Origin of the sequence: Flavobacterium sp. (genome assembly GCF_039932285.1) — a bacterium.
In the GTDB taxonomy this organism is placed as follows: Bacteria; Bacteroidota; Bacteroidia; order Flavobacteriales; family Flavobacteriaceae; genus Flavobacterium.
Genome location: NZ_JBDTQE010000001.1, coordinates 1 through 24136, shown reverse-complemented (window position 1 = coordinate 24136; position 24136 = coordinate 1). Strand labels below are relative to the sequence as shown.

General features: G+C 29.7%; 28 protein-coding genes. 12 read left to right on the top strand and 16 right to left on the bottom strand.

Going from position 1 to position 24136, the window contains the following annotated elements; all coding sequences use genetic code 11:
- The 4 genes from ABI549_RS00140 to ABI549_RS00125 all read left to right on the top strand — a co-directional run bounded on the left by ABI549_RS00140 (position 1) and on the right by ABI549_RS00125 (position 4464).
- Complete coding sequence (locus tag ABI549_RS00140) at positions 1–1704, top strand: PspC domain-containing protein (protein ID WP_348074416.1); 1704 nt, start codon at positions 1–3, stop codon at positions 1702–1704.
- 6 nt (positions 1705–1710) lie between these two features.
- Positions 1711–2784, top strand: coding sequence for a M23 family metallopeptidase (locus tag ABI549_RS00135; protein ID WP_348074415.1), 1074 nt, complete (start codon positions 1711–1713; stop codon positions 2782–2784).
- A 40-nt stretch (positions 2785–2824) separates the two neighbouring features.
- Positions 2825–3553 carry a head GIN domain-containing protein gene (locus tag ABI549_RS00130; RefSeq protein WP_348074414.1) on the top strand — a complete coding sequence of 243 codons (729 nt, stop codon included), beginning with the start codon at positions 2825–2827 and terminating at the stop codon, positions 3551–3553.
- 74 nt (positions 3554–3627) lie between these two features.
- On the top strand, positions 3628–4464 hold the full coding sequence (locus ABI549_RS00125) for a DUF2807 domain-containing protein (protein WP_348074413.1): 837 nt from the start codon (positions 3628–3630) through the stop codon (positions 4462–4464).
- A gap of 51 nt (positions 4465–4515) precedes the next feature.
- On the opposite strand, the gene ABI549_RS00120 is transcribed toward ABI549_RS00125, so the two are convergent.
- The 4 genes from ABI549_RS00120 to ABI549_RS00105 form a co-directional block, all read right to left on the bottom strand.
- A complete protein-coding gene (locus ABI549_RS00120; RefSeq protein WP_348074412.1) occupies positions 4516–4713 on the bottom strand; it encodes a hypothetical protein in 198 nt (65 codons plus the stop codon).
- Positions 4714–4788: 75 nt separating this feature from the next.
- Positions 4789–5454 (bottom strand): tRNA (5-methylaminomethyl-2-thiouridine)(34)-methyltransferase MnmD, encoded by a 666-nt coding sequence (gene mnmD / locus ABI549_RS00115; protein WP_348074411.1) that lies wholly within the window; start codon positions 5452–5454, stop codon positions 4789–4791.
- A gap of 2 nt (positions 5455–5456) precedes the next feature.
- Complete coding sequence (locus ABI549_RS00110) at positions 5457–5888, bottom strand: hypothetical protein (RefSeq protein WP_348074410.1); 432 nt, start codon at positions 5886–5888, stop codon at positions 5457–5459.
- Positions 5888–6385, bottom strand: a complete 498-nt coding sequence (locus tag ABI549_RS00105) for a DUF4920 domain-containing protein (RefSeq protein WP_348074409.1) — start codon at positions 6383–6385, stop codon at positions 5888–5890. Before ABI549_RS00105 ends, ABI549_RS00110 begins: the two co-directional genes overlap by 1 nt.
- A 220-nt stretch (positions 6386–6605) precedes the next feature.
- Between ABI549_RS00105 and ABI549_RS00100 the strand changes: the two genes are divergently transcribed.
- Complete coding sequence (locus tag ABI549_RS00100) at positions 6606–7673, top strand: branched-chain amino acid aminotransferase (RefSeq protein ID WP_348074408.1); 1068 nt, start codon at positions 6606–6608, stop codon at positions 7671–7673.
- A 68-nt stretch (positions 7674–7741) separates the two neighbouring features.
- Here ABI549_RS00100 and ABI549_RS00095 read toward each other — a convergent pair whose 3' ends face one another.
- Positions 7742–8128, bottom strand: a complete 387-nt coding sequence (locus tag ABI549_RS00095) for a nucleoside triphosphate pyrophosphohydrolase family protein (RefSeq protein WP_348074407.1) — start codon at positions 8126–8128, stop codon at positions 7742–7744.
- A gap of 77 nt (positions 8129–8205) precedes the next feature.
- Between ABI549_RS00095 and ABI549_RS00090 the strand changes: the two genes are divergently transcribed.
- The 3 genes from ABI549_RS00090 (at position 8206) to ABI549_RS00080 (ending at position 9970) form a co-directional block, all read left to right on the top strand.
- On the top strand, positions 8206–8394 hold the full coding sequence (locus ABI549_RS00090) for a hypothetical protein (protein WP_348074406.1): 189 nt from the start codon (positions 8206–8208) through the stop codon (positions 8392–8394).
- Positions 8395–8468: 74 nt separating this feature from the next.
- Positions 8469–9497 (top strand): GyrI-like domain-containing protein, encoded by a 1029-nt coding sequence (locus tag ABI549_RS00085; protein ID WP_348074405.1) that lies wholly within the window; start codon positions 8469–8471, stop codon positions 9495–9497.
- A 29-nt stretch (positions 9498–9526) separates the two neighbouring features.
- Positions 9527–9970, top strand: coding sequence for an ankyrin repeat domain-containing protein (locus tag ABI549_RS00080; RefSeq protein WP_348074404.1), 444 nt, complete (start codon positions 9527–9529; stop codon positions 9968–9970).
- 108 nt (positions 9971–10078) lie between these two features.
- Here the strand turns inward: ABI549_RS00080 and ABI549_RS00075 are convergent, their stop codons facing one another.
- From ABI549_RS00075 to ABI549_RS00065, 3 genes are all read right to left on the bottom strand, one after another.
- A complete protein-coding gene (locus ABI549_RS00075; protein WP_348074403.1) occupies positions 10079–10789 on the bottom strand; it encodes a tRNA threonylcarbamoyladenosine dehydratase in 711 nt (236 codons plus the stop codon).
- A gap of 68 nt (positions 10790–10857) precedes the next feature.
- A complete protein-coding gene (locus tag ABI549_RS00070) occupies positions 10858–11505 on the bottom strand; it encodes a TatD family hydrolase (protein WP_348074402.1) in 648 nt (215 codons plus the stop codon).
- Positions 11505–12104, bottom strand: coding sequence for a DUF1684 domain-containing protein (locus ABI549_RS00065; protein ID WP_348074401.1), 600 nt, complete (start codon positions 12102–12104; stop codon positions 11505–11507). Before ABI549_RS00065 ends, ABI549_RS00070 begins: the two co-directional genes overlap by 1 nt.
- A gap of 88 nt (positions 12105–12192) precedes the next feature.
- Here ABI549_RS00065 and ABI549_RS00060 point away from each other — a divergent pair, with 88 nt between their 5' ends.
- Entirely contained in the window at positions 12193–13422 is a 1230-nt protein-coding gene (locus ABI549_RS00060) for an MFS transporter (RefSeq protein WP_348074400.1), read from the top strand.
- Here ABI549_RS00060 and ABI549_RS00055 read toward each other — a convergent pair whose 3' ends face one another.
- Entirely contained in the window at positions 13423–14463 is a 1041-nt protein-coding gene (locus ABI549_RS00055; protein ID WP_348074399.1) for a patatin-like phospholipase family protein, read from the bottom strand.
- Between the two features lie 268 nt (positions 14464–14731).
- Here ABI549_RS00055 and ABI549_RS00050 point away from each other — a divergent pair, with 268 nt between their 5' ends.
- A complete protein-coding gene (locus ABI549_RS00050; protein WP_348074398.1) occupies positions 14732–15091 on the top strand; it encodes a BlaI/MecI/CopY family transcriptional regulator in 360 nt (119 codons plus the stop codon).
- A 4-nt stretch (positions 15092–15095) separates the two neighbouring features.
- Positions 15096–16691 (top strand): M56 family metallopeptidase, encoded by a 1596-nt coding sequence (locus ABI549_RS00045; protein ID WP_348074397.1) that lies wholly within the window; start codon positions 15096–15098, stop codon positions 16689–16691.
- Between the two features lie 90 nt (positions 16692–16781).
- On the opposite strand, the gene ABI549_RS00040 is transcribed toward ABI549_RS00045, so the two are convergent.
- Positions 16782–17972, bottom strand: a complete 1191-nt coding sequence (locus ABI549_RS00040) for a pyridoxal phosphate-dependent aminotransferase (RefSeq protein ID WP_348074396.1) — start codon at positions 17970–17972, stop codon at positions 16782–16784.
- A gap of 126 nt (positions 17973–18098) precedes the next feature.
- Between ABI549_RS00040 and ABI549_RS00035 the strand changes: the two genes are divergently transcribed.
- Complete coding sequence (locus tag ABI549_RS00035) at positions 18099–19418, top strand: aspartyl protease family protein (RefSeq protein ID WP_348074395.1); 1320 nt, start codon at positions 18099–18101, stop codon at positions 19416–19418.
- 29 nt (positions 19419–19447) lie between these two features.
- Here the strand turns inward: ABI549_RS00035 and ABI549_RS00030 are convergent, their stop codons facing one another.
- The 6 genes from ABI549_RS00030 to ftsH all read right to left on the bottom strand — a co-directional run.
- Positions 19448–20317 (bottom strand): superoxide dismutase, encoded by an 870-nt coding sequence (locus tag ABI549_RS00030; RefSeq protein ID WP_348074394.1) that lies wholly within the window; start codon positions 20315–20317, stop codon positions 19448–19450.
- Between the two features lie 3 nt (positions 20318–20320).
- On the bottom strand, positions 20321–20590 hold the full coding sequence (locus ABI549_RS00025; protein ID WP_348074393.1) for an acyl-CoA-binding protein: 270 nt from the start codon (positions 20588–20590) through the stop codon (positions 20321–20323).
- Entirely contained in the window at positions 20591–21247 is a 657-nt protein-coding gene (locus ABI549_RS00020; protein WP_348074392.1) for a phosphatidylserine decarboxylase family protein, read from the bottom strand. It abuts the gene before it with no gap.
- Positions 21231–22043: a phosphatidate cytidylyltransferase gene (locus ABI549_RS00015; RefSeq protein ID WP_348074391.1), complete on the bottom strand. Its 813-nt coding sequence runs from the start codon at positions 22041–22043 to the stop codon at positions 21231–21233. Before ABI549_RS00015 ends, ABI549_RS00020 begins: the two co-directional genes overlap by 17 nt.
- A gap of 1 nt (position 22044) precedes the next feature.
- Positions 22045–22650, bottom strand: a complete 606-nt coding sequence (locus tag ABI549_RS00010) for a lactate utilization protein B/C (RefSeq protein ID WP_348074390.1) — start codon at positions 22648–22650, stop codon at positions 22045–22047.
- Positions 22651–22757: 107 nt separating this feature from the next.
- On the bottom strand, positions 22758–24136 hold a 1379-nt coding region (ftsH, locus tag ABI549_RS00005; protein WP_348074389.1), incomplete at its 5' end, for an ATP-dependent zinc metalloprotease FtsH.

The following is a 24136-nucleotide window of genomic DNA, read 5'->3' as shown; positions in this document are numbered from 1 at the left end:
ATGAACAAAACAGTAAATATGAATTTAGGAGGTTTTTTCTTTCACATAGATGAAGACGCCTATCAGAAATTAAATCGCTATTTTGATGCTATAAAGAAATCTCTTTCTAGCGACGGTCGTGACGAAATCATGAACGATATTGAAAGTAGAATTTCAGAACTTTTCTCGGAGAAATTAACATCTGAAAAACAAGTAATTGGTCTAAAAGATGTAGATGACGTTATTACAGTTATGGGACAACCAGAAGATTACAAAATTGAAGATGATACGCCTAAACAAACTAATTATAATTACACATCATCTGGATCTAAAAAATTATACCGTGATAAAGAAAATGGTATTTTAGGAGGTGTTGCTTCAGGATTAGGTCATTATTTTGGAATTGATCTTGTATGGATTAGAATTATCCTAGTACTATTAGTTTTTGCTGGTTTTGGAACTGGAATTATAGCTTACATCGTATTATGGGCAGTAACTCCCGAAGCAGTATCAACTTCTGAAAAACTAGAAATGAGAGGGGAACCTATTAATATCTCCAATATAGAAAAAAAGGTTAGAGAAGAATTTGAAAACGTATCAGATAAATTCAAAAATGCTGATTACGGAAAAATGGGGAACCAAGTAAAATATGGCGCAGAAAAAATAGGAAGCTCGTTAGGTGATGTCTTAGTTTCTATATTTAATGTATTTGCAAAATTTATAGGTGCAATAATCGTTATTATAGCTTCAGTAATGCTAATTGGACTAATAATAAGTTTATTTACCGTAGGATCTACTTCATTTCTAAGTGTGCCGTGGTTAGATTATTTTAATACTTTCAATTATACAAATACGTCAATGTGGTTTGTTACTTTATTAACCATTTTAGTAATAGGAATTCCATTTTTCTTTATGCTTATTTTAGGTTTAAAAATATTAGTTACCAACTTAAAATCTATTGGAAATATTGCAAAATACACTTTATTAGCTATTTGGCTTTTAGCCGTAGGCGTATTAATCACTTTAGGTGTTCGCCAAGCTACTGAAATTGCTTTTGAAAATAAAGTCGTTCAAAAAGAAATCATCAATATTAATCCAACTGACACGCTTTTTGTGAAATTCAGATACAATGATTATTACACAAAATCGATTCATAATGATGAGGATTTTAAATTCGTACAGGATTCAGCAAACAATAACTTGATTTATTCAAACAATGTAAGTATCGAAATGATGCCTACTGATGAAAAATTACCATTCATTCAAATCGAAAAAAGAGCCAATGGCAAAACTTTTTCAGAGGCAAAACAAAGAGCTGAAAAAATAAAATACGGATTCAAAATAGAAGGAAATCAATTGATTCTTGACAATTATTTGTTAGCCGATGTAAAAAGCAAATATCGTGGTCAAGAAGTAGCAATATACTTGTATTTACCAAAAGGAACTTTACTAAAATCAGATACTTCAGTTTCTCGTTATGATGATACCGATAGTGATTACTTTATTTCAAGAGACGATTCAAATTATGCTTACAAAGTGGGAACTGATAAAGTAGAATGTTTAAATTGTCCAAAAGACGAAAATGATGATGACGATGATCATACTGCAACTGTTACCATTGATGAAGATGGTGTAAAAATCAAAAATGACACTGTAATTTCAAATTCAAAAGAAATAAGAGAGCTTAAAATAAATAAAGATGGTATTATTATTAAAACCAAATAGTTTAAAATGAAATCTTTATTAAATATAAAAAGCATCTTAGCATCTGTAATTTTTTTAGCAAGTGTCAGTAGTAATGCACAAAACGACATTAAAATTGTGCATTATCCTGAACAACCTTTAAAGGAGAAAACCAGTAATCAATACTATTTGAATTTCGATTTCATTATAGAAAACAACTCGAAAGACACTTTGAGATTAACCCGATTAGAAGTTCGTGCTTTCGACAAAAACAATGTTTTGGTTCAACAAAAGTTCTTAGACGGTAATGGCACAGCGCCAAGTATCAATACCATTCCTCAAATTCAGTGGAATGGTATTGCAAAAAGCATCTTGTTTAATCCATTTCCGGAAGTAAATATGATGATTAGTAAATTAGAATACACGTTCACTTTCAATGATAATATTGAAGTTAAAAACATTGTCACTCCGAAAGATTACGAACAGTTGAAAGATTTCAATTTACCACTTAAAACCAAATTGTTGGTGTATGATGGTCATGATTTAAATTCGCATCACCGCCGATTTAATTATGAGTTCACTCCTATTCATCAATTAGGATTTACAGGGAATTTTATGCGATATGCGTATGATTTTGTAGTCCTGAATGCTGACAACAAACAATTTGTTAACAAAGGAGAAAATGATTCAGATTGGTTTGGATTTGGAAATGATGTTCTTGCAGTTGCCGATGGAGAAATTGTAGCTGTAGAAACCAAGCAAAAAGACAATAAACAGTTTGATATTCCTGCGCTAAAGGACAATCCGTTGGCGCTGTATGGGAATTATGTAGTCATCAAACACAATGATAATGTGTGTAGTATGTACGGTCATTTAAAAAATCAAAGTTCAGCAGCTTTTAAAATTGGGGATAAAATAAAAAAAGGTCAGAAAATAGGTTTCATTGGGACATCAGGAAGTTCATTTTTCCCACATTTGCATTTCGAAGTTAGAAACAATATAAATCATGATGCTGAAGGAATTCCGTCTTATTTTACTAATTTTAATTTAATTTTAGGATCTGAAACAAAAGAAATAAAAAAAGGAACTGTAAATACAGGTGATATAATTCAAACAAAATAAAAACAAACAAACAAACAAACAAACAAACATGGTAAAACTAATGGTTCATTTAGTACGAATAGTAATTGCAACATGCGTTGCGCTATTGTTTAATTCTTGTAAATATGATGTAGATTTCGGTGAAAAAATAACTGGAAGTGGTCATGTTGTTACAAAAGAGAGAAACTTAGATCCTTTTACAAAAATTGAAGTAAGTAAAGGTTTAGATTGTGAAGTAACACAAGGAAACGATCAAAAAGTGATAATAGAAGCTGATGATAATTTACAAGATGGTATAATCACAACTGTGAGTAATGGGGTTCTAAAAATATCATCAAAATACAACAATTATCACAATTTAAAATCTAAAATGATCAAGGTTCAGATACCTAATATCTCTAGTTTAGAAACTACAAGTGCTGCTTCTTTAGTTACTAAAAATATTATAAAAGGAAATAATATTGCTTTAAAATCCAGTAGTGCAAGTAACCTAAACGCAAAAATTGAAGCCGATCAAATTACTTTAGAAGCAACTAGCGGAAGTGATTTAAATGTTGAAGGAAAAGCACTGGAAGTAACAACATCATCATCAAGCGGAAGCAGTATCGATGCTAAAAATTTATTAGCTAATAATATAAATTCTCAAAGTTCGAGTGGAAGTACAACAATTGTAAATCCAATTCTCAAACTAAAAGCTCATGCATCAAGCGGAAGTTCCATCGGTTATTCTAAAACACCTAAAAGTTTAACTATCGAAGAAAATTCTGGAGGAAGTGTAGATAAAGAATAAAAAACATAATTTTATTAAAATCATTCAACAAAAAGTGAATGATTTTTTTATATTTGTAGTAAACATATTCCAAAATGAAAAAAATTAACCTACTTATTTTTACAATCTTATTTACGACAATTAGTTTTGCTCAAAAAAAAGAAAAAGTTAAAGGATCTAAAATTGTAACCGTCGAAAATGTTGAAATTGCCCCTTTTACAGAAATTGAAATTGAAGACAATCTTGAAGTTTTTTTAGTAAAAGGTGATAAAAATTCTATAGAAGTAGAAACCGACGAAAATTTGCATACCGCTATAAATCATCAAACTTATGGTAATTCGTTAAGATTAAATACAAATAAAGAAATTTCAGGTTTCAAAAAATTAGAAATTAGAGTTACTTATACGGATAGTTTGAAGTTAATATCGGTAAGACATGAAGCAAAACTAAACGCTGTTTCTGAAATCCAATTAAAAAATATAACTATAAAAACTTATGATTATTCTAAATCATTTATTGTTGTAAATTCCCCAAATTTTACATTATTAGCAAATGACAAATCAAAAGTTGAATTAAACCTAAAAAGTGTAGATGCTTTTGTAGAAATGAGTAAAAACTCCGAAATAAAAGCACACATTACATCAAATAAATTAAAATTTGATATGTATCAAAAATCTGAATCTATTCTTGATGGTGAAGTTACAGAAATGAAACTTCGTTTAGATAATAACGCTAGTTATGATGGTCAGAAATTAATATCGAAAATACTTAATCTAACCACAGAAAGTAATACAAAATGCAGTATTTACACAAATGGTAGTTTATCTATATCTGCTGCAGGAAAATCAGAAATATCTATATTTGGCGAACCAAAAATAGAATTAAAGAAATTTGCTGACGAAGCTACTCTATATAAAAAAATAAGGAAATAAATTTTTATTCTAAAAAAAAATCCCAATTTTCATTGGGATTTTTTAGTTATTTTATACATTCAAATAAATTTCGCATCGCCTAAGTTCTGGTTTCTCTTTTGTAAAGTTAAAAAACCAAATTGCTAGTTCTTCAAGTTCGAAAGGTAATAACGTTTTTACAGCTTTCTCTAATTCTTTACAAAACAAAATAGGATCAAAACTAACTCTTTCAAGAATTGATTTTGCATAATTAACCATTAATTTTGACATAGTATTTAATTTAAAATTGTGGTATTGTGTTACTCAAATTTACACAATTAAAATATAAAAAATCATAATAAAGTATTAAAGTTTTTTAAATCCTATCATCATTTCACGTTTTCCTGGTGGCCCAGCTACTTTTTTAACAGTAAATCCAACTTCTTGCATAGAACGCTTAACAACGCCACGAGCAGCATAAGTTACTAGAACTCCCTTTTCTTTAAGTGATTCGAACATATTCTTAAAAATTTCGGTACTCCACAATTCCGGTTGCACTCTGTAGCCAAAAGCATCAAAATAAATCAAATCGAAAGTATTCTTGTCCTGAATATCCTGAAAAAATTGTTTTCGTTTTGTTAATGAAAAATTAGTATTGAAAATATGTTTTTCTTCCCAACTACAATCATGCATTTTTTTGTATTCCGCTTCAAATTCTTCTGCTTTCAATTCTTGCAAATAATTCATTTCTATTGCTTCTTCTTTTGCAATAGGATAAGCCTCTACACCATTATAATCTATGTTTAAATTGTTTTTTTGAGCTTCTAATAAAGTGATAAAAGCATTTAATCCAGTTCCGAAACCTATTTCTAAGATAGAAATATTATTTTCTTCAACTAACGATAGTCCATTTTTGATAAAAACATGATACGCTTCTTGTATTGCGCCGTTTTTAGAATGGTAACATTCGTCCCAATCGGGCAAGTGAATGGTTGTAGAACCATCTAGGGTCTTTATAATCTCTCTTTTCAAAACTACTTAATATAAAGCTTTTTAATTCTAACAATTGGTCCACCGCATTTTACTTCATGACATTTTACACAAGCATCTATACTTGCGTTAAAATGCTCTTTGGCATTTTTAGGGTCTTTATAAATTTCTTCTTGAGCTTGTATAAATTCAGAGGCATGTTGCTTAAAAAAATCATCGTTTTCTTGCTTATCAGTCATTACCGAACTATGAATTTTTAGAAAATGACTAGGAAATTTCCCTATTGTATATCCGTTTATAATCCGTTTTTTTAATCGTTCGTTATCTACATACATTTGTTCCATAAGCGTTGCCATTTCTGACATTTCGTACATATCAAATTTTTTATCCGATGATGGTTTTTCGCAATTTTCTTGTTTATTATTACACGAAAACAATAATATTGAAGCTAGAAATATGATTAAATATTTTTTCATTATTTTTTGATTAAAACACCATCAGCCATAAATGAATAGGTAGTTTTTGGAGCCACAATACTATCAATAGAAGCTTGAGATTGCCCAGCATCTTTCGCATAATGTTTCAACTCATCGATAGATTCGATACTTACATAAGCTTTACCATTTACAATAGCTTCTTCGTTATCAGCATTTTTAGGAACAAAAAAAGCATAATCTTTAAACTTTACGAATGCTTCTTTATTATCACCTAAATTTAGAGTCATCCAACAACCTTTTTTCTTACAAACTGAATTTATTTTAGACTTGAATTTTACATTTACAGTATCGCCTTCTTTTAAGGTTTCAAATTTTTCAGCCATTTCTTGGGCAGTTATTGCTTTCTCATCAGATATTTTATTTCCAAAATTAGCATACTCATTTTTAGCATTTGCATCACTATTTATATCTTTATTTTTTTGGTTACAACTAATAAGTGAAGTCATAATCGCTAGTGAAAGAATGATTTTTTTCATAATATTTTTAATGTTTTTGTTTAAGAATACAAATCTAACAAGAAAATCACAACTTAGTAAATTTAGTTTAACGAAAAACTATTTTTAATAGTAAAAACTCAAATAATGATTTGTGAGAATTGTTTTAAAATAAAAATTGATGTTTTAAGGTTAAATATTTACCTTAACTTTTACAATACACTTTGTTTTTTACTAAATTAGCCAAAAATAATTTTCTGTAATGGGTTTAGATATTCAAAGCGAAATCGATATAGTGAAAGTAGCTTCTTCAAAGATTAATCAGGTAGATTTTGAGAATCTAGCTTTTGGTAATGTTTTTACAGATCACATGCTTATGTGCGATTTTAAAGACGGAAAATGGGAAAAACCTATTATAAAACCATACGAACCTTTTTTATTAGATCCTTCTGCAAAAGTTTTTCATTATGGTCAAGCCATTTTTGAAGGAATGAAAGCTTATAAAGATGATAATAATGATGTTTGGCTTTTTAGACCTGACGAAAATTTAGATCGTTTTAATAAATCGGCAACAAGAATGGCAATGCCAGAAGTGCCTGAGCATATTTTTATTGATGGATTAAAAGAAATTTTAAAAATCGAAAAAGAATGGGTTAAAAAAGGGGTTGGAAATACATTATACATCCGTCCGTTTATGATTGCGATTGGCACTGGTGTTATTGCGCAACCGTCTACACAATATAGATTTATGATTATTCTTTCGCCTGCAAAATCTTATTATTCAGGTGAAGTAAAAGTTATTATTGCTGAGCATTATAGTCGTGCGGCTAATGGCGGAATAGGCGCTGCAAAAGCGGCAGGAAATTATTCGGCACAATTTTACCCAACAAAATTAGCTAACGAACAAGGTTTTCAGCAAATTATCTGGACAGATGATGCAACGCATACTACACTAGAAGAAGCTGGAACTATGAATGTGTTTTTTAGAATAAATGACACTTTATATACCGCACCAACTAGTGAACGTATTCTAGATGGTGTCACTAGAAAAAGCTTAATAGATTTAGCCAAACGTGAAGGAATAAACGTGGCTGTTCAGCCTGTTTTAGTTTCAGAAATTGTAGAAGCGGCTAAAAATGGTACACTAAAAGAGATTTTTGGTGCAGGAACGGCTGCCGTTGTAAACCCTATTGTAGGTTTTTCTTATCAAGATGTTTATTACGAATTACCTAAGACAGAAAACTCATTAGCTTTAGAATTGAAAGAAAAATTAACTAATATTCAACACAAATTGGCAGAAGACACTTTTGGTTGGACGGTTAAGATTTAAGAATTTAAATTGCAGATTTTAGATTATTTTGACATCTAAAATCTGCTTTTTTGCATAAAGCTTACTCATTATAGCTTTAAGATTTCTTCAAAATTAGGTTTAAAATAATTAGGGCCTTTTAGTACTTTTCCATCTTCACGATAAATAGGTTTTCCGTCATGATTCAATTTACTCATATTACTACGCTGAATTTCGTCGAAAACAGCTTCCATTTTGTCCTGTAAACCGTGTTCAATAATCGTTCCGCAAAGGATATAAAGCATATCGCCAAGCGCATCAGCAATTTCTACAATATCATTATTAGTAACAGCTTCGAGATATTCTTCGTTTTCTTCTTTCATCAAATTGTAACGAAGCAAGTTTTTGTTTTCGCCTAAATCTCCCGTAGGATTTGTGTTTATTCCTAATCCAAAAGCAGAATGAAACTCATGAACAGATTTTATTTGTTTTTGCATCTCTTGTATCTTGATTAATTTAAGTCGCAAATTATTAAAATGAATTTACAATTGATTATTTTTACAAAAAAATATTTATGTTTAGTTCCGGACAATTACTTTTTGCTGCCATTTTTGCAATTTCTTTCATTATCATCATGATTTTCGCTTACCGAAAAGATTTAAAAATTCACAAACAATATTACAAAGGAAGTTTATGGATATTGGTTGGGTTTATTTTATTCATTGGTTTTTTGTTTATAATTAAATCATTAATGAAAGAATAGTTAAAATTTGGCATTTTTTGAATATTTTTTGAATATTTTTTCATATTTTTAACAAAAATTTTATTCATTCCTACATGAAAATTGCAAAATATATTTTCTTGTTGCTTTTACTAATTAGTATTACAATTTCTGTTTTTGTTGCCACAAAAGATGGAAATTATACTGTAACAAAAAGCAAACAAATAGATGTTTCCAAAGAAATAGTATTTAATTATGTATCAGATTCTAAAAACTGGGAAACTATAAATCCTTGGAATGCAGAAAATACAAAAGTAAAATGGGTACAGAAAATTGACGGAGAAACCATTTTGCAAAACATCATTATAAATGAAGTTCCTGCCGAGCTAAAACTGACTTTTAAAGATACTTTATCTAAAAAAACAATAGTAACTTGGACAACTCATGGTAAATTAAGTTTTAAGGATAAATTTTTAAGCATTATAAATCGTGGAAAACACAACGATTTTGCCGAAAAATTCGAAAATGGACTCAACACATTAAATACTATTCTTACTACCGAAATTAATAGTTTTTCTGTAAAACTTGATGGTTTTGTAAATCGTGATACCGTTTTTTATATACAACAAGTAGTGAGTTGTAAAGTGGAAGATTTGCCTGCAAAAATTAAGAATGTTCTTCCCAAACTCAATGAGTTACTTAAAATTACAAATACATCTAAAAATGGAGCGCCATTTATTGTTTATCATTCTATAGATAGTTTAGCAAATAAAATCACGGTTTCTGTTGCAATTCCTACTAAGAATAAAGTTTTTACCTCAACAGAAAGCGATATTTACACAGGACAAACGAATCCTTTTCAGGCTGTAAAGGCAACACTTACTGGGAATTATAACCACAAAAAAGAAGCATTGGCTCAATTATATGAATTTATGGATAAAAATAAATTAGAGCGAAGTGACCGTAATAAAGTTTTCGAGATTATCCCTGTAAATAGTTTAACCGAAAAATCGGCTGCAAAATGGGTTACCGAAATTTATATACCTGTAAGACCTAAAAAAATTACAGTAAGGGTACAACCAGTAAAAAATGATACTATAAATACTATGATTGAAAGTAATGTTAAGGGGACTTCAAATCCTTAAGTTAGTTTTATTGTAATATAAGGGACAATATGAAAATATTTAATTTATTTAAGAAAGCAGAAACTAAAACTAATACTTCTTTAAATAATGAACAAGAAATTAGTCTATTCGAAAATGACATTCACAGCGAAATTTTTTTGCAAAAAGTTAGTGAACTGAAAGATGTTGATAAAAAATTTCAAAAAGGATTAAATCTTCTCCACTTTGCTTGTGAGCATTCAAATATAAATTTAGCGAAAGAATTGATAAAAAGACATATCAATATCGAAGAAAAAAATGATTATGGCAATACTCCATTATGGACAGCAGTATTTAACTCTAAAGGTAATTACGAATTAGTCGATTTACTTTTGTTACATAAAGCGAATCCCGATTCTATTAATAATGCAAATAATACGCCTTTAAAATTTGCTGAAACTATTAACAATGAAATACTAATTAAAAAATTGAAAGAAGCAATAGCAAACCGCTAACATACTTGCTGGAATTTAAAAAAAAACCAACAAATATCTACAATTTCAAAATCCACAAATGAATATTACAAGTTTAGTATCTTCCAGAACATTATAAAAATTGTATTTTTACTTCAACAAATATCTAATTACAGTTTCCGCAGCATGCAACCCAAAAAGCCCTGGCATATAACTATTTGTCCCGTAAAATGATTTTTTGTAATTAGAACCATCAGTCATTTTTAAGCTAGTTTCGTCTTGTATCTCTGACGAAGAAACTACTTTTAGCTTGTCTATTTTTAATGCTTTTAATCTTTTTCGGATGGTTTTTGCTAACATACAATTTGTAGCCTGAGTAATACAAGAAACTTTTACTTTGGCAGCTTCCATTTTGCCGCCAGCGCCCATCGACGAAATTATTTTCACCCGTTTGCGTTTGGCTGCAATAATCAAATTTAGTTTTGGCGTAACGCTATCTATACAATCTAGCACATAATCAAACTCTTCAGAAACAATCTCGAAAGCCCTTTCTGGCGAAAGAAATTCTTGCACTCGTGTTAGTTTTAGTTCTGGATTTATATCCATTAATCTATCGCCAACAATCGTAATTTTAGGTTGCCCAACAGTAGAATGTAAAGCTGGTAACTGACGGTTTATGTTTGTAATATCAACCACATCGCCATCTACAATAGTCATTTTTCCTACTCCAGCACGAACTAGAAATTCAGCCGCAAACGAACCTACTCCTCCTAATCCTACCACTAAAACATTTGCATTTTGCAATTTATTTAAACCTTCTTTTTTGAATAAAAGTTCGGCTCTTTCTGTCCACTCTGCCATGATATATTTATTTTTTTGTTACACAGAGATTCACAAAGAATACACGGAGATTCACAAAGTTAATTTTATTATTTTTTGAAAACATGATTAAAATTTGAATTGATAATTTTTATTAGATTTTCAATTTCGATGTTTTTATATTTTGCTGCTAATTTATACACTTCGTCTAAAGTTTCTTCGATGGTATCGGTTTCTAAGAAAAATTTATCGTTTGGAACCAATTTAAAAACAGACTCTAATTCTGGATTTCTCAACAAATATTTTCCAAACGAAAGATAAAATCCATTGTCTAAAAGTGATTTTGCTATTGACAAATTTTTAGAAAACCCATGAATAATCATAGGAACTTCAACTTGCAATCGTTTTTTAATTTCGATAATTTCCTGATAAGCCGAAACGCAATGCAAAATTACTGGTTTTTTGTATTGTATAGCCAATCTTAATTGTTTTTCGAAAACTTGCGTTTGAATACCCATCGAAATTTCAATTCGTTTGTCTAATCCACATTCGCCAAGAGCCAAACAATTTTGCAATTGCAATTTCTCTTCGATAATTTGTAAATCAGCTTCTAGGCTACTCTCTTTGATATACCAAGGATGAATTCCTATGGAGTAAAACGGAATTTTATCATCAAACTCTTGTGGATATTGATTGACAATTTCCAAAACGTTCGGATTATTTGTGAATTTGTGGGTATGTAAATTGATGTATTGCATTAGTCATGAAACTTTTTTACTCCTGCTAAAATTTCAATTTGCAAGTCGTTTTCTAGAGGAACAATTGGGCAAGAATATTTATGATTGTAAGCACAATAAGGATTATAGGCTTTATTAAAATCGATAATTACCATTTCCGATTTGGGAAAACGCATATCGATATATCTTCCGCCAATATAACTTTCTTTGCCACAAGTTAAATCAGAAAATGGCAAGAATAAATAATCTTTGTAACCTTCTTTTTTAGACAAATCGATGTTTTGATACACATTTAGTTTAAAATTTTTGCCATCAATAACAAATGACAACTCCCCATATTTTTTATATTTAGGAAGCCTTGTAGTCGATGTTTTCATTTCGAAAACTTTTTCTTTTTTGGTTCTTATAAATTTTGCTTCAATAGTAAATTTGTCATTTATTGGGTAAAAATCTAATGATTTAAAAACCTTAAAATCCTCATCAGTAAGAGGACTTTCTTTTTTATTTGCATATTCTTTATTCAGATTATTTTGAAATTCCTGAGAAGTTTCTGCTTTCTTATCTTGAGCAAAAGAAATAGCAAAAAACAACATGGTAATTATTGATAAATATTTTTTCATTAGAAGAATTTTATGCAAAAATAGTTTAAAAGTTGCAAAGCTACAAAGTTGCAATTTTGTAACTTTGAAAATTATACTTCTACAATTTATGTTTCAGACCATTTTTAACCGCTACATTAATAACTTCAAAGGGTTTTCAAGAGAGATTTGGATTCTTGCTATTGTAACTTTTATAAATCGTGCCGGTGTAATGGTTGTTCCTTTTTTGTCAAAATATTTGAAAGAAAATTTACATTTTAGTTACTCAGAAGTAGGTTGGATTATGGTTGGCTTTGGTACGGGTTCCGTTTGTGGCTCTTGGCTTGGAGGCAAATTATCAGATAAAATTGGTTTTTATAAGATTATGCTTTTTAGTCTTTTCGTAAGTGGAATTGTTTTAATTTTATTACAATATATAGCGTCATTTTGGGGATTAGTTTTAGGATTATTCGTCTTAATGCTTATTGCTGATATGTTCCGACCAGCCATGTTTGTTGCTATTGGTGCTTATGCAAAACCCGAAAATCGTACTCGAGCTTTAACTCTAGTTAGACTAGCAATAAACATAGGTTTTGCTGCAGGACCAGCCCTTGGTGGATTGGTAATTATGTCTATCGGTTATTCTGGTCTTTTCTGGATTGATGGTTTAACGTGTATTATTTCGATTGTAATATTTGGTTTATTAGTTAAAGAAAAAAAGAAATTTATAGATCCACAAATTGAAACTGTCACCATTGCCGAAGTAAATTCTGTTTTTCATGACAAACCTTTTTGGATATTTTTAGTAGCTTGTTTTATTTCTGGTATATTATTTTTTCAATTATTTACAACAATTCCTTTGTATCATCATATACAATTTGGTCTATCTGAATTTCAAACAGGATTACTTCTTACATTGAATGGGTTAATTATTTTTTTCTTAGAAATGCCATTTGTGAGCTATATAGAGCGAAATAAGATTAGTAAGCTTAAAGTTTGTGGTTGGGGTTTATTATTAATGACAATTAGTATTTCACTACTGATGATTAATTTTTGGTCCGGAATTTTAATCGTTATGATGGTTTTTATGACAATTGGGGAAATGTTTGTTTTTCCGTTTTCAAATTCGTTTGCGATTAGTCGTGCCCCAAAAGGTCACGAAGGCAGATATATGGCAATTTTTACAATGAGTTTTAGTTGTGCTCATATATTTAGTTCTAAAGCGGGATTAGATATTGTCTCACATTTTGGCTATCAAATTAATTGGTCTTTGATGACAATTCTTGGGGTAATTAGTGTTTTTTTAATCATTTGGGTTATTAAATTGGTTGATTATGAAAATCTTAAACCAAATAAATAACTATTTGTTTTTAATCAATTTATTAGCAATAATAATAAGTTGATCTTTATTATCCTCAACAAATGTTAGACCTGCTTGAATAAGTTCCTGAATATTTTTTTTTGTCGTATTATCCATATCTGGAGAAGCATTTTTTAAACTTGGCATCAATCGATGATAATTTTGATAATTAGTTGGACCAAGTGTTTCGTACATTTTTTGTAAATGATAATCGACTGTTTCAACATTCGAGGAAAGTAAAATATCTATTAATGGCGTAATCCATTTTAGTTTGCCTGCATTTTCAAAATCTTCAAAATGATAGGCTTTTAATACTGTTCCTGTTCCAACAGAAACAATAATCATATCGTTTATGGTAGGATAATTTTTTTTGTTCTCATCATTCAAAATATCTTGGAACGGAATTTTTCTAGCTTCGGCATAAGCACAAAGTGCAGGATTATTAGCATAAACTCCACCATCAATAAGTGTAAATTCTTGGTTGTAAAGAGATTTTATTTTTGCTGGTTCAAAATAAGTTGGTGCTGCCGATGTTGCTCTACAAACATCTCTGGCGTAAAAATTTTCAAGTTGGGACGTTTTAGCATCATGACTTGTGAAAAATTTTGCATGTCGCATTTCAATATCATACGATGTGATAAGCGATGGTTTTATAAAATCTTTAATCTCAATATTTCCAAAAACTTCTTTTATTTGTTTTTCGAGATTAGTTTCTGATATTTTTTCGTTAAACAAACCAAATGGATTGATTATTTTGCGCCAAAATGACACGTCGAAAATGGTATCTCCTTTTTCGGCATATAAATCTAGAGCTTCCTGAACAGAGAATTTAGCTTTACCTTTTTCATCAGGAAGCAAAATTATACTAGCTAAAATTCCTCCTGTACTTGTACCTGCAATCAAATCGAAATAATCTCCGATTTTAGCTTCTGGATTATCTAAAACTTGTAATTGTTCCTCTATAAACTTTAAGATAACACAAGATATGATTCCCCTTATTCCACCGCCATCAAGGGAAAGTATTCTGATTTTTTTAGGCATAACTTTATTTGCTTAATAATTTATATCATCTTCTACTTTGCTAATTTATGTCAATTATTAAGCCTTTGTTTATAAAAATTAAACAAATTCTTATTTTTATAAACAATTAGAATTTGTAAAGTAGCAAATCCAATTGAGAATTAACAATATAAAAATCAACAAAAAAAGCTATTAATTAAATTTAAAACTTAAAAAATAGTTAAATAACTATAAAAATAGTTGTGTAACTAAAATACTAGTTGTAAGTTTGACCTATAAAATATCGAACATGCAAAAGTTAACCAATAAAGAAGAAGAAGTAATGCACATTTTATGGAAGCTAAAAAAAGCTTTTGTAAAAGAAGTATTAGCAGAAATCACCGAAGAAAAACCCCATTACAACACACTTTCAACCATTATAAGAAATCTAGAAGAAAAAGGTTTTGTATCTTATAATGCTTACGGAAACACGCATCAATATTTTCCTCTTATAACTATTGAAGATTACAGAAAACGTTTTATGAATACTGCAATAGATAATTATTTTAACAGTTCATATAAAAATATGGTTTCCTTTTTTGCTGAAGAGAACAAAATATCTGCTGACGAATTACGTGAGATATTAGCAATTATAGAACTAAAAAAGTAACATTATGAGTACTATTTTTATTTACTTATTAAAAGCAAATTTACTAATTGTAATTTTTTATTTGGCCTATTATTTTTTGGTTCAAAAAGAAACATTTTTTAATAGTAATCGTTGGTTTTTGTTATTGGGATTATTTACATCAGTTTTAATTCCGTTATTTTTTATTAAAAAAATAGTAATTATAGAAGCTCCAAAATTAGTTGTAGCTAATTTACCATCGATAAAAAATTCTGGTATTAATCTTGTGATTGATGAACCAATGGATTGGTACAAAATATTGTTAATCATTTATGTTATAATTTCAGTCTTTTTAATATTAAAAATAATATCAGAATTGGTTTCATTTTTCAAATTAATAAAAAACAAAGAAATAACTGTAAACAAACCATTTACGATGGTTGATATTAACGAAAATATAAATCCTTTTTCATTCTTTAAATACATTGTTTTCAATTCAACAAAATACTCTAAGACTGAATTAGAAAATATATTAAATCATGAAAAAGTACATAGTAAAGAGAAACATTCGTTAGATGTTCTTATAGCAAAAATATATTGTACTATTTTTTGGTTCAACCCATTTGTTTGGCTTTACAAAAAAGCCATCATTCAAAATCTAGAATATATTGCTGACCAAAAAGCAATAAAAAATATTGAAAATAAAAAAGCGTATCAAATGACGCTTTTAAAAGTAGTTACTGATCACAACTGCTTGTCGATTACCAACTCATTTTATCAATCATTAATCAAAAAACGAATTGTTATGTTAAACAAAAATCAATCAAAACAGAAAAACATTTGGAAATATGCTATTATATTTCCAGCACTAGCAGTCTTTGTTATTTTCTTTCAGGTGAAAGTTATTGCGCAAGAAAAAGTAAGACCTCAAAATGACAAATCATCAGACACGAAACAAGTTTCAGAAATGATTTGGACAAAAGACACACCAAATGATGAAATTAAAAATGATGTACAGTCAATGAAAAAAATAGGTATCGAGGTTAATTACTCCGACATAAAAAGAAATTCATCGGGTGAAATTACAGCCATTAAAATTGATTTCAAGTCTAAAAACGGCAAAACAGGTAGTATGCAATATTCTGGTGATAAACCTATTAGGCCAATTATATTGAGGAGAGAAATAGATTCAAATGACAATACTAAAATTAGTTTAGGTGAAGTAACTGAACTGAATAATTTAACAACAATGTCAGAAATAAGTGATTTGCCTACTCCACCAACTCCTCCTACACCGCCAACTCATAATTTGGATAATATGCCTAAACCGCCAACTCCTCCAAATTTCCCAACACCACCAAATGTAAAAGCACCAAAAGATCCGAATGACAAAAAAGCGTGGCAAAAATTTGAAGAAAAAATGCAGAAGTTTGAAGAAGCTTGGAATACCAAAGAAATAAAAGACTATGAAGTTGCTATGAAAGCTTACGAAAAAGAAATGGAACACTACGAACCAGATATGAGTGATTTTGAAAAACAAATGGAACTTTTTGAATCTAAAATGGAGAAATATGAGGAAGAAATGGAAGCATATCAGGAAAAAATGGAAGAATCTTCTAGAAGAGGAGATATAAAAAATTAATTTTAAAAAAAATGGAATAATAAAAAAATGACTTAATAGTCGTTTTTTTATTATTCCATTTTTTAATATTTTCAATTCTTAAAAAAACGTCTAATTTTTATAAACTTTTAAAGCTTCCCCTAAAATTTGAACTGATTTAATTAAATCCTCTTTTTTAAGTACATAAGCAATTCGAACTTCATTTTTACCCACATTTGGAGAGGAATAAAAACCTGCAGCAGGAGCAACCATAACAGTTTCTTTATTATAATTATAACTTTCTAATAACCATTGCGCAAAATGATCTGCATCATTTACTGGAAGTTGTGCAATACAATAAAATGCACCTTTTGGAGTAGCTACTATTACACCTGGAATTTTATTTAATTCTTCAATAAGTGTATCACGACGCTCTTTATATTCGGTAATTACTTCATCAAAATAACTTTGTGGTGTATCTAGAGCAGCTTCACTGGCAATTTGCTCATATGTTGGTGGACTAAGACGAGCTTGTGCAAATTTCATCGCCGTTGCCATAAGTGCTTTGTTTTTTGAAACAATACAACCTATACGCGCCCCACACATACTGTAGCGTTTTGATACTGAATCAATCATAATTGCATTTTCTTCTATTCCAGCAATATCCATAATGGAATAATGTTTGTATCCGTCATAAGTAAACTCACGATATACTTCGTCTGCGATTAGGAATAGATCATGTTTTTTAACTAAAGCAGCTAATTGCTGAATCTCTGTTTCTGAATACAAATAACCTGTAGGATTTCCTGGATTACAAATAAGAATAGCTTTAGTTTTTGGTGTAATTAATTTTTCGAATTCTGATATAGGAGGCAAAGCAAAACCAGTATCAATAGTTGAGATTACAGGAACTACTTTTACTCCAGATGCCGTTGCAAATCCGTTATAGTTTGCATAAAAAGGTTCAGGAATAATAATTTCTTCACCAGCATCTATTGTGCTCCCCATTGCAAAAAGTAAAGCCTCAGATCCACCTGTTGTAATAATAATATCTTCTTTATTTATAGGTAACCCAATTTTTTGATAACTCAAAGCTAATTTTGTTCTATAACTTTCAAATCCCGCAGAATGACTGTATTCTAATATCTTAATATCTGCATTTTTTACTGCATTTAGCGCAACTTCTGGTGTTTTAATATCGGGCTGACCAATGTTTAAATGATATACTTTATTTCCGTTTTTCTTAGCAATTTCCGAATAAGGAACCAGTTTTCTTATTGGAGATTCTGGCATTTGTTGTCCTTTGTTTGATATTTTTGGCATGATACTATATTTTAAATGCAAATTTGCAATTTTTTATTAAATAATTTCCTCAAAAATCATTGAAAATTATTAAATCTATTTTTTAAAACAATATAATTAGTAACTTTATAAAAAACATTATTCTTAATGAAGAAATTATACTTACTTACATTTATATTTTTCCTTTTCTTATCTTCTTATTCTCAGGAAGGATTTCAATTTACATCTAACACAAAAAAGATAAAAGTACCATTTCAGCTAAGTAATAATTTAATAATAATTCCTGTTAAGGTAAATGGGGTTAATCTTAATTTTTTGCTTGATACTGGTGTTGAAAAGACAATATTATTTAGTTTAGAAGAAACTGATTCTTTGCAATTTAATAATATAGAGAAAATAAAAATAAGAGGTTTAGGAAGCGGAATACCAATTGATGCTTTACATTCTAAAAAGAATAAAATCTCAATAAATGGTTTTGTTGATAATGATCATGAAATATATATTATCCTAGATCAAGAAATTAATTTTTCATCACAATTAGGAATTCCTGTACACGGTATCATTGGTTACGAATTTTTTAAAAATCATTTTATAGAAGTAAATTATAATAGAAAGCGCTTAAATATTTATAGAAGTGATCAAGATTTTTCTTTAAAAAAACTAAACCGTTACGATGAAATTCCTATATCTCTAGAAATAGGAAAACCATATATTGAAACTATTGTAAATATAAATTCTAAAGAGATTAAAACCAAATTACTGTTAGATACAGGTGGTAGTGATGCTTTGTGGTTATTTGAAAATAAAAAAAACATACAATCCCCGAAAAAATATTTTAAAGATTTTCTTGGACGTGGTTTTAGTGGCAATGTATATGGCAAAAGATCTAGGATTGAAGAATTAAAAATTGGAAATTATAAAATATCTTACCCTACGATTTCTTTTCCAGACACATTATCTTTACAAAACGTGGAAATGGTAGAAGGCAGAAATGGTTCTTTAGGAGGAGAAATGCTTAAAAGATTTAATGTCATTTTTGATTATAAAAATAAAAAAATTCATCTCAAGAAAAATTCAGACTTTGAAAATCCCTTTGATTATAATATGAGTGGAATAGAGATTCAACACAACGGATTACAATGGATAAAAGAGGAAATTGAATTAAAAACGAACTTAGTCGCTAATGAAATTAATGTTCTTAAAGGAGAACAAACCAATGTGAAATATAATTTTTTACTCAAACCAGTGTATGAAATTGCAAATGTCACAGAAAACTCTCCAGGTGAGAAAGCTGGTTTAAAAAAAGGAGATATTATAGATAAAATAAACGGAAATTATGCATTCAAATATAAATTACAACAAATAACTCAATTATTACAATCCGAAGAAGGTAGAACAATTAAAATGGAAGTAGAACGAAAAGGAAAAATTATAAAGACCGTATTTCAACTTAAAAAAATATTATAAAATATAAAAATTAATCTAAAACATCTAATTTATTTTGACTCCTCTACTGGAACTAAAGTTGATTTTACATCTGCAGGAACGTTAGTTTCATTTAATATTGTAGTGGTTGTTGTGGCTGAAACAGCAACTTTAGGAAAAGCATCATATTTTTTTAATACTTCACTCCAATTTATAACACTAAAAAAAGTATTTACATAATCACGCTTTCTATTCTGGAATTTTAAGTAATATGCATGTTCCCACATATCTAAATTTAAAAGCGGAATTCCTGAAAAACCTAAGTTTTTCATCAATGGATTGTCATTATTTGGTGTAGTTACAATTCGTAATTTTCCTGATTTGTCAGAAACCAGCCAAGTCCAACCTGAACCAAACACTTTGAGTGACGCTTCTGTGAATTGAGATCTAAAACCATCAAAAGACACAAAATCTCTAACAATAGCTTCCATTAAATCTCCTTCTGGTTCGCCTCCTGCATTAGCCGACATATTTTCCCAAAAAAAGTTGTGATTATAGAAACCTCCTGCATTATTTCGGATTTCAGTATCAGCTAAATTTAGATTTTTAAATATATCATTCAATTTTAAGAACTCATATTTTGTTCCAATTACAGCTTTATTAAGGTTATTTACATAACCTAAGTGGTGTTTAGAATAATGAATTTCGATTGTTGTAGCATCAAAATTTGGTTCAAGAGCTTTATAAACATATGGCAACTCATACATCTTAAAAGCACCTTCAATAGCTTTTACATCGGTTGCATTACTGAATCCATTTTTTACTTTTACAACTTCAATAGGTGTTGCGGGTACATCTACTTGTTCAACTAATGTGTTTTTTTTACAGGAAACTACAGTTGTTAATGCCAATGTAATAACTAATAACTGAGATGATTTCATATCCTATTTGTTTGAAATTTGATTGATAATATCAATGTAACATTCTTTTGCTTCTTCGACAGAAATATGGCTTATTTGCAACCACGCATTATTTTTGAAAGCATCTCTAACATCTAGATTTGAGTAATTTACACTTCCTAAAGTACCAAAAGTAGCTTGCTTATAATAAGCATAACATCTTAACTGTACATCTTGTGGCAACGATGATTGAGGAATCGTTAGCGCAAGTTGTATGGCTTCTTGAAATCGTGTATCTAAATCTTTTTCAGACATTTAACCTAAAGCTATAATTGTTTTATTTCCTTTTGCGACTTCGTTTAGTTTCACACTTACTTTTGTCCCTAAAGGCAGAAACAAATCTACTCGTGAACCAAACTTTATAAATCCAGCATCGGTTCCTTGAATTACTTGAGTACCTTCTTCTGCATAATTTACAATTCTTTTTGCAAGCGCCCCCGCTATTTGACGATATAATATTTCACCAAAAACTTTATTTTCGATAACCACAGTAGTACGTTCGTTCTCTGTACTGGCTTTTGGATGCCAAGCCACGAGGAATTTTCCTGGGTGGTATTTGCTGTATTTTACTAATCCAGAAACGGCATAACGTGTAACATGTACGTTTATAGGCGACATAAATATAGAAACTTGCAAACGTCTGTCTTTGAAATATTCTGGTTCGAAAACCTCTTCTATAACAACTACCTTTCCATCTACTGGAGCTAAAATCTGATTATCATTAGCCACAATACTTCTGTTTGGATTTCTAAAAAACTGCAGTATTATTATGTAGAAAAACAAAGCAACTAACTGAATTCCCATTCTAAGCCAAGTTAAATTGACAAATTCTCCTGCTAAAACAATTGTCGCCACAAATAATAATGTTGCTATTAAAATAATTTTTGAACCTTCTTTATGAAATTGAAACATATACTATAATTTTATAAAATAAAAATAAAAATGGAGCTACAAATATAATACTATCTAATCGATCTAACATACCTCCGTGACCTGGCATTATATTTCCGCTGTCTTTTACGTTGGCTACTCGTTTAAATTTAGACTCTACCAAATCGCCAATTGTACCAAAAAAACTAACTATTATTGCTGTTATTATCCAAACATAAATATTTATTTGTAAATAATATTTTGAGATTATAATACCCGCAATTATTGCAAAAACTAAACCTCCAACAAACCCTTCTATTGTTTTTTTAGGAGAAATAGATTCAAATAATTTATTTTTCCCAATTGACTTCCCTACAATATAAGCAAACGTATCATTTGTCCAAATAAGTATAAAGATACATATTATTAGCATTGGTTTAAAACTACCATCAAAAGTTGAAATTTTTATAACAAAAATAAAAGGCAAAATAATATATCCTATTAAATTTACCCATTTTCCTTGTACATCTATTGCAATATTTTTTTCTTTAAATAACCAAAATAACAATCTGATGGAAACAAATAAGGAAGCAGCAATTAATCCAAAATCGGTAAATTTATTTTCTGGTAAAAAGAAAGCGAATATAAAATATAATAATCCCGCAATTAGTAATGCTGGTATTCTAGGCAAAAGTATCAAATCACAAAATTCACGTATGGTTTGCAACATAAATAGCCCAAAAAGCAACAAGAAGGACTCTCTAGAAAAAAGTGTTGCGAAGACAAGCAATAGTATATATACCAATCCTGACAATGAACGTGTTACGTTTTCATTCATTTTACAAATCTTCTAAAAGCAATAAATATAAATTTTTAGGTGAACTACCATAGTGCAAGAAATCCTCTTCTTTTACTTTTTCAAAATATTTAAAAGTGGTAATATTCGTAGGATAATCAGTAGTATAACGTTTTTTTATTTCTCTCAAACCGTCACTTTTATTTAATATAATTTGACTTGTAGTGGCTACTAAAATGATGTTATCTGGTAAATCGTTTGGTTTATGTTGCTTAATTTGATTTGATGAAAATAACACGGAACCTTCATCGGCAATTAAATTCTCACAACTGGCAAGAAAAAACTTAGGGCTTTGCGGCTTGTTGAAAAAAATCTTATTATCTTCTAACATTTTGAATAATCTTGGTTCTAAACACATTGCTTCAGATTCAAACCAATCATTTTCTTCCAAAATATTTTCAAATTGTTCGCTTAATTCAACTATATTTTCACAATACAAAAACTTACCTCCATTTTTTTTAAAATTATGAGTAAATTGCTCGTCTACAGGAATTTGAGAATTAAAATCCTGTGATAGATTAAAATCATTTTCATTAATATCATTTGTTGTTTCACTACCGGAACCAAATATTTTTCTAAAAAGACTCATATGCTTAAAAAAATGCAAGTTTTTACTTAATCGCAATCAAAGATAAAAAAATCTCAATCTAATTGCTTAATTAGATTGAGATTTTTAAGTATGTTATTAACTAAGTTTTAAACAATTTCAGGTATAACTTCTATAAAAGTATCTTTATCGAATGGTCTTTTTCCAAAAATAGTTTCTAAATCATCTTTAAAAATAACTTCTTTTTCGATCAGAATATCAGCCAACTGATTAAGTTTGTCTTTGTGCAATTCAAGAAGTGCAATAGCTCTTTGGTACTGCTCTTCAATCATTAACGATATTTCTTTATCGATAGTTATAGCCGTTTCTTCAGAATAGGGTTTAGAAAAATTATATTCTGATTGTCCTGACGAATCGTAATAAGTGATATTTCCTAACTTTTCATTCAATCCATAAATCGTAACCATTGCTCTGGCTTGTTTAGTGACTTTTTCTAAATCGCTCAGTGCTCCTGTCGATATATTATTAAAAATAACTTTCTCCGCAGCTCTTCCTCCCATGGTAGCACACATTTCGTCTAGCATTTGATTAGGACGTACAATTTGTCTTTCCTCAGGCAAATACCAAGCTGCACCCAAACTTTGTCCACGAGGCACAATAGTCACCTTAATAAGTGGTGCTGCATGTTCTAGCATCCAACTTACTGTGGCGTGACCAGCTTCGTGAATCGCAATCGCTTTCTTTTCTTCTGGGGTTATAATTTTATTTTTCTTTTCTAATCCGCCTACAATTCTATCTACAGCATCAAGGAAATCTTGTTTATCGACAGCTGTTTTGTTATAACGTGCTGCTATAAGTGCTGCTTCATTACAAACATTTGCAATATCTGCTCCTGAAAAACCTGGCGTTTGTTTGGCAAGAAAATCTAAATCAAGACCTTCTACTTTTTTAAGTGGCGCAAGATGCACCGCAAAAATTTCTGCACGCTCACGAACATCTGGTAAATCGACATAAATTTGACGATCGAAACGACCTGCACGCATTAAAGCTTTATCTAAAACATCGGCTCTATTTGTGGCTGCGATTACGATTACGTTTGTATTTGTTCCGAAACCATCCATTTCTGTCAATAACTGATTTAGTGTATTTTCACGTTCATCATTTCCACCAGACATGTTTCCTTTTCCACGAGCACGACCTACTGCATCAATCTCATCTATAAAAATAATTGCTGGCGATTTGTCTTTAGCTTGTTTAAACAAATCACGTACACGTGAAGCTCCTACTCCAACAAACATTTCTACAAAATCAGATCCTGATAATGAGAAAAACGGAACTTGTGCTTCGCCTGCAACAGCTTTAGCTAATAATGTTTTTCCTGTCCCTGGAGGACCTACAAGTAAAGCTCCTTTTGGAATTTTACCCCCTAAATCGGTATATTTTGTTGGGTTTTTAAGAAACTCTACTATTTCTTGTATTTCTTCTTTTGCGCCTTCTAATCCAGCTACGTCTTTGAAAGTTGTTTTAA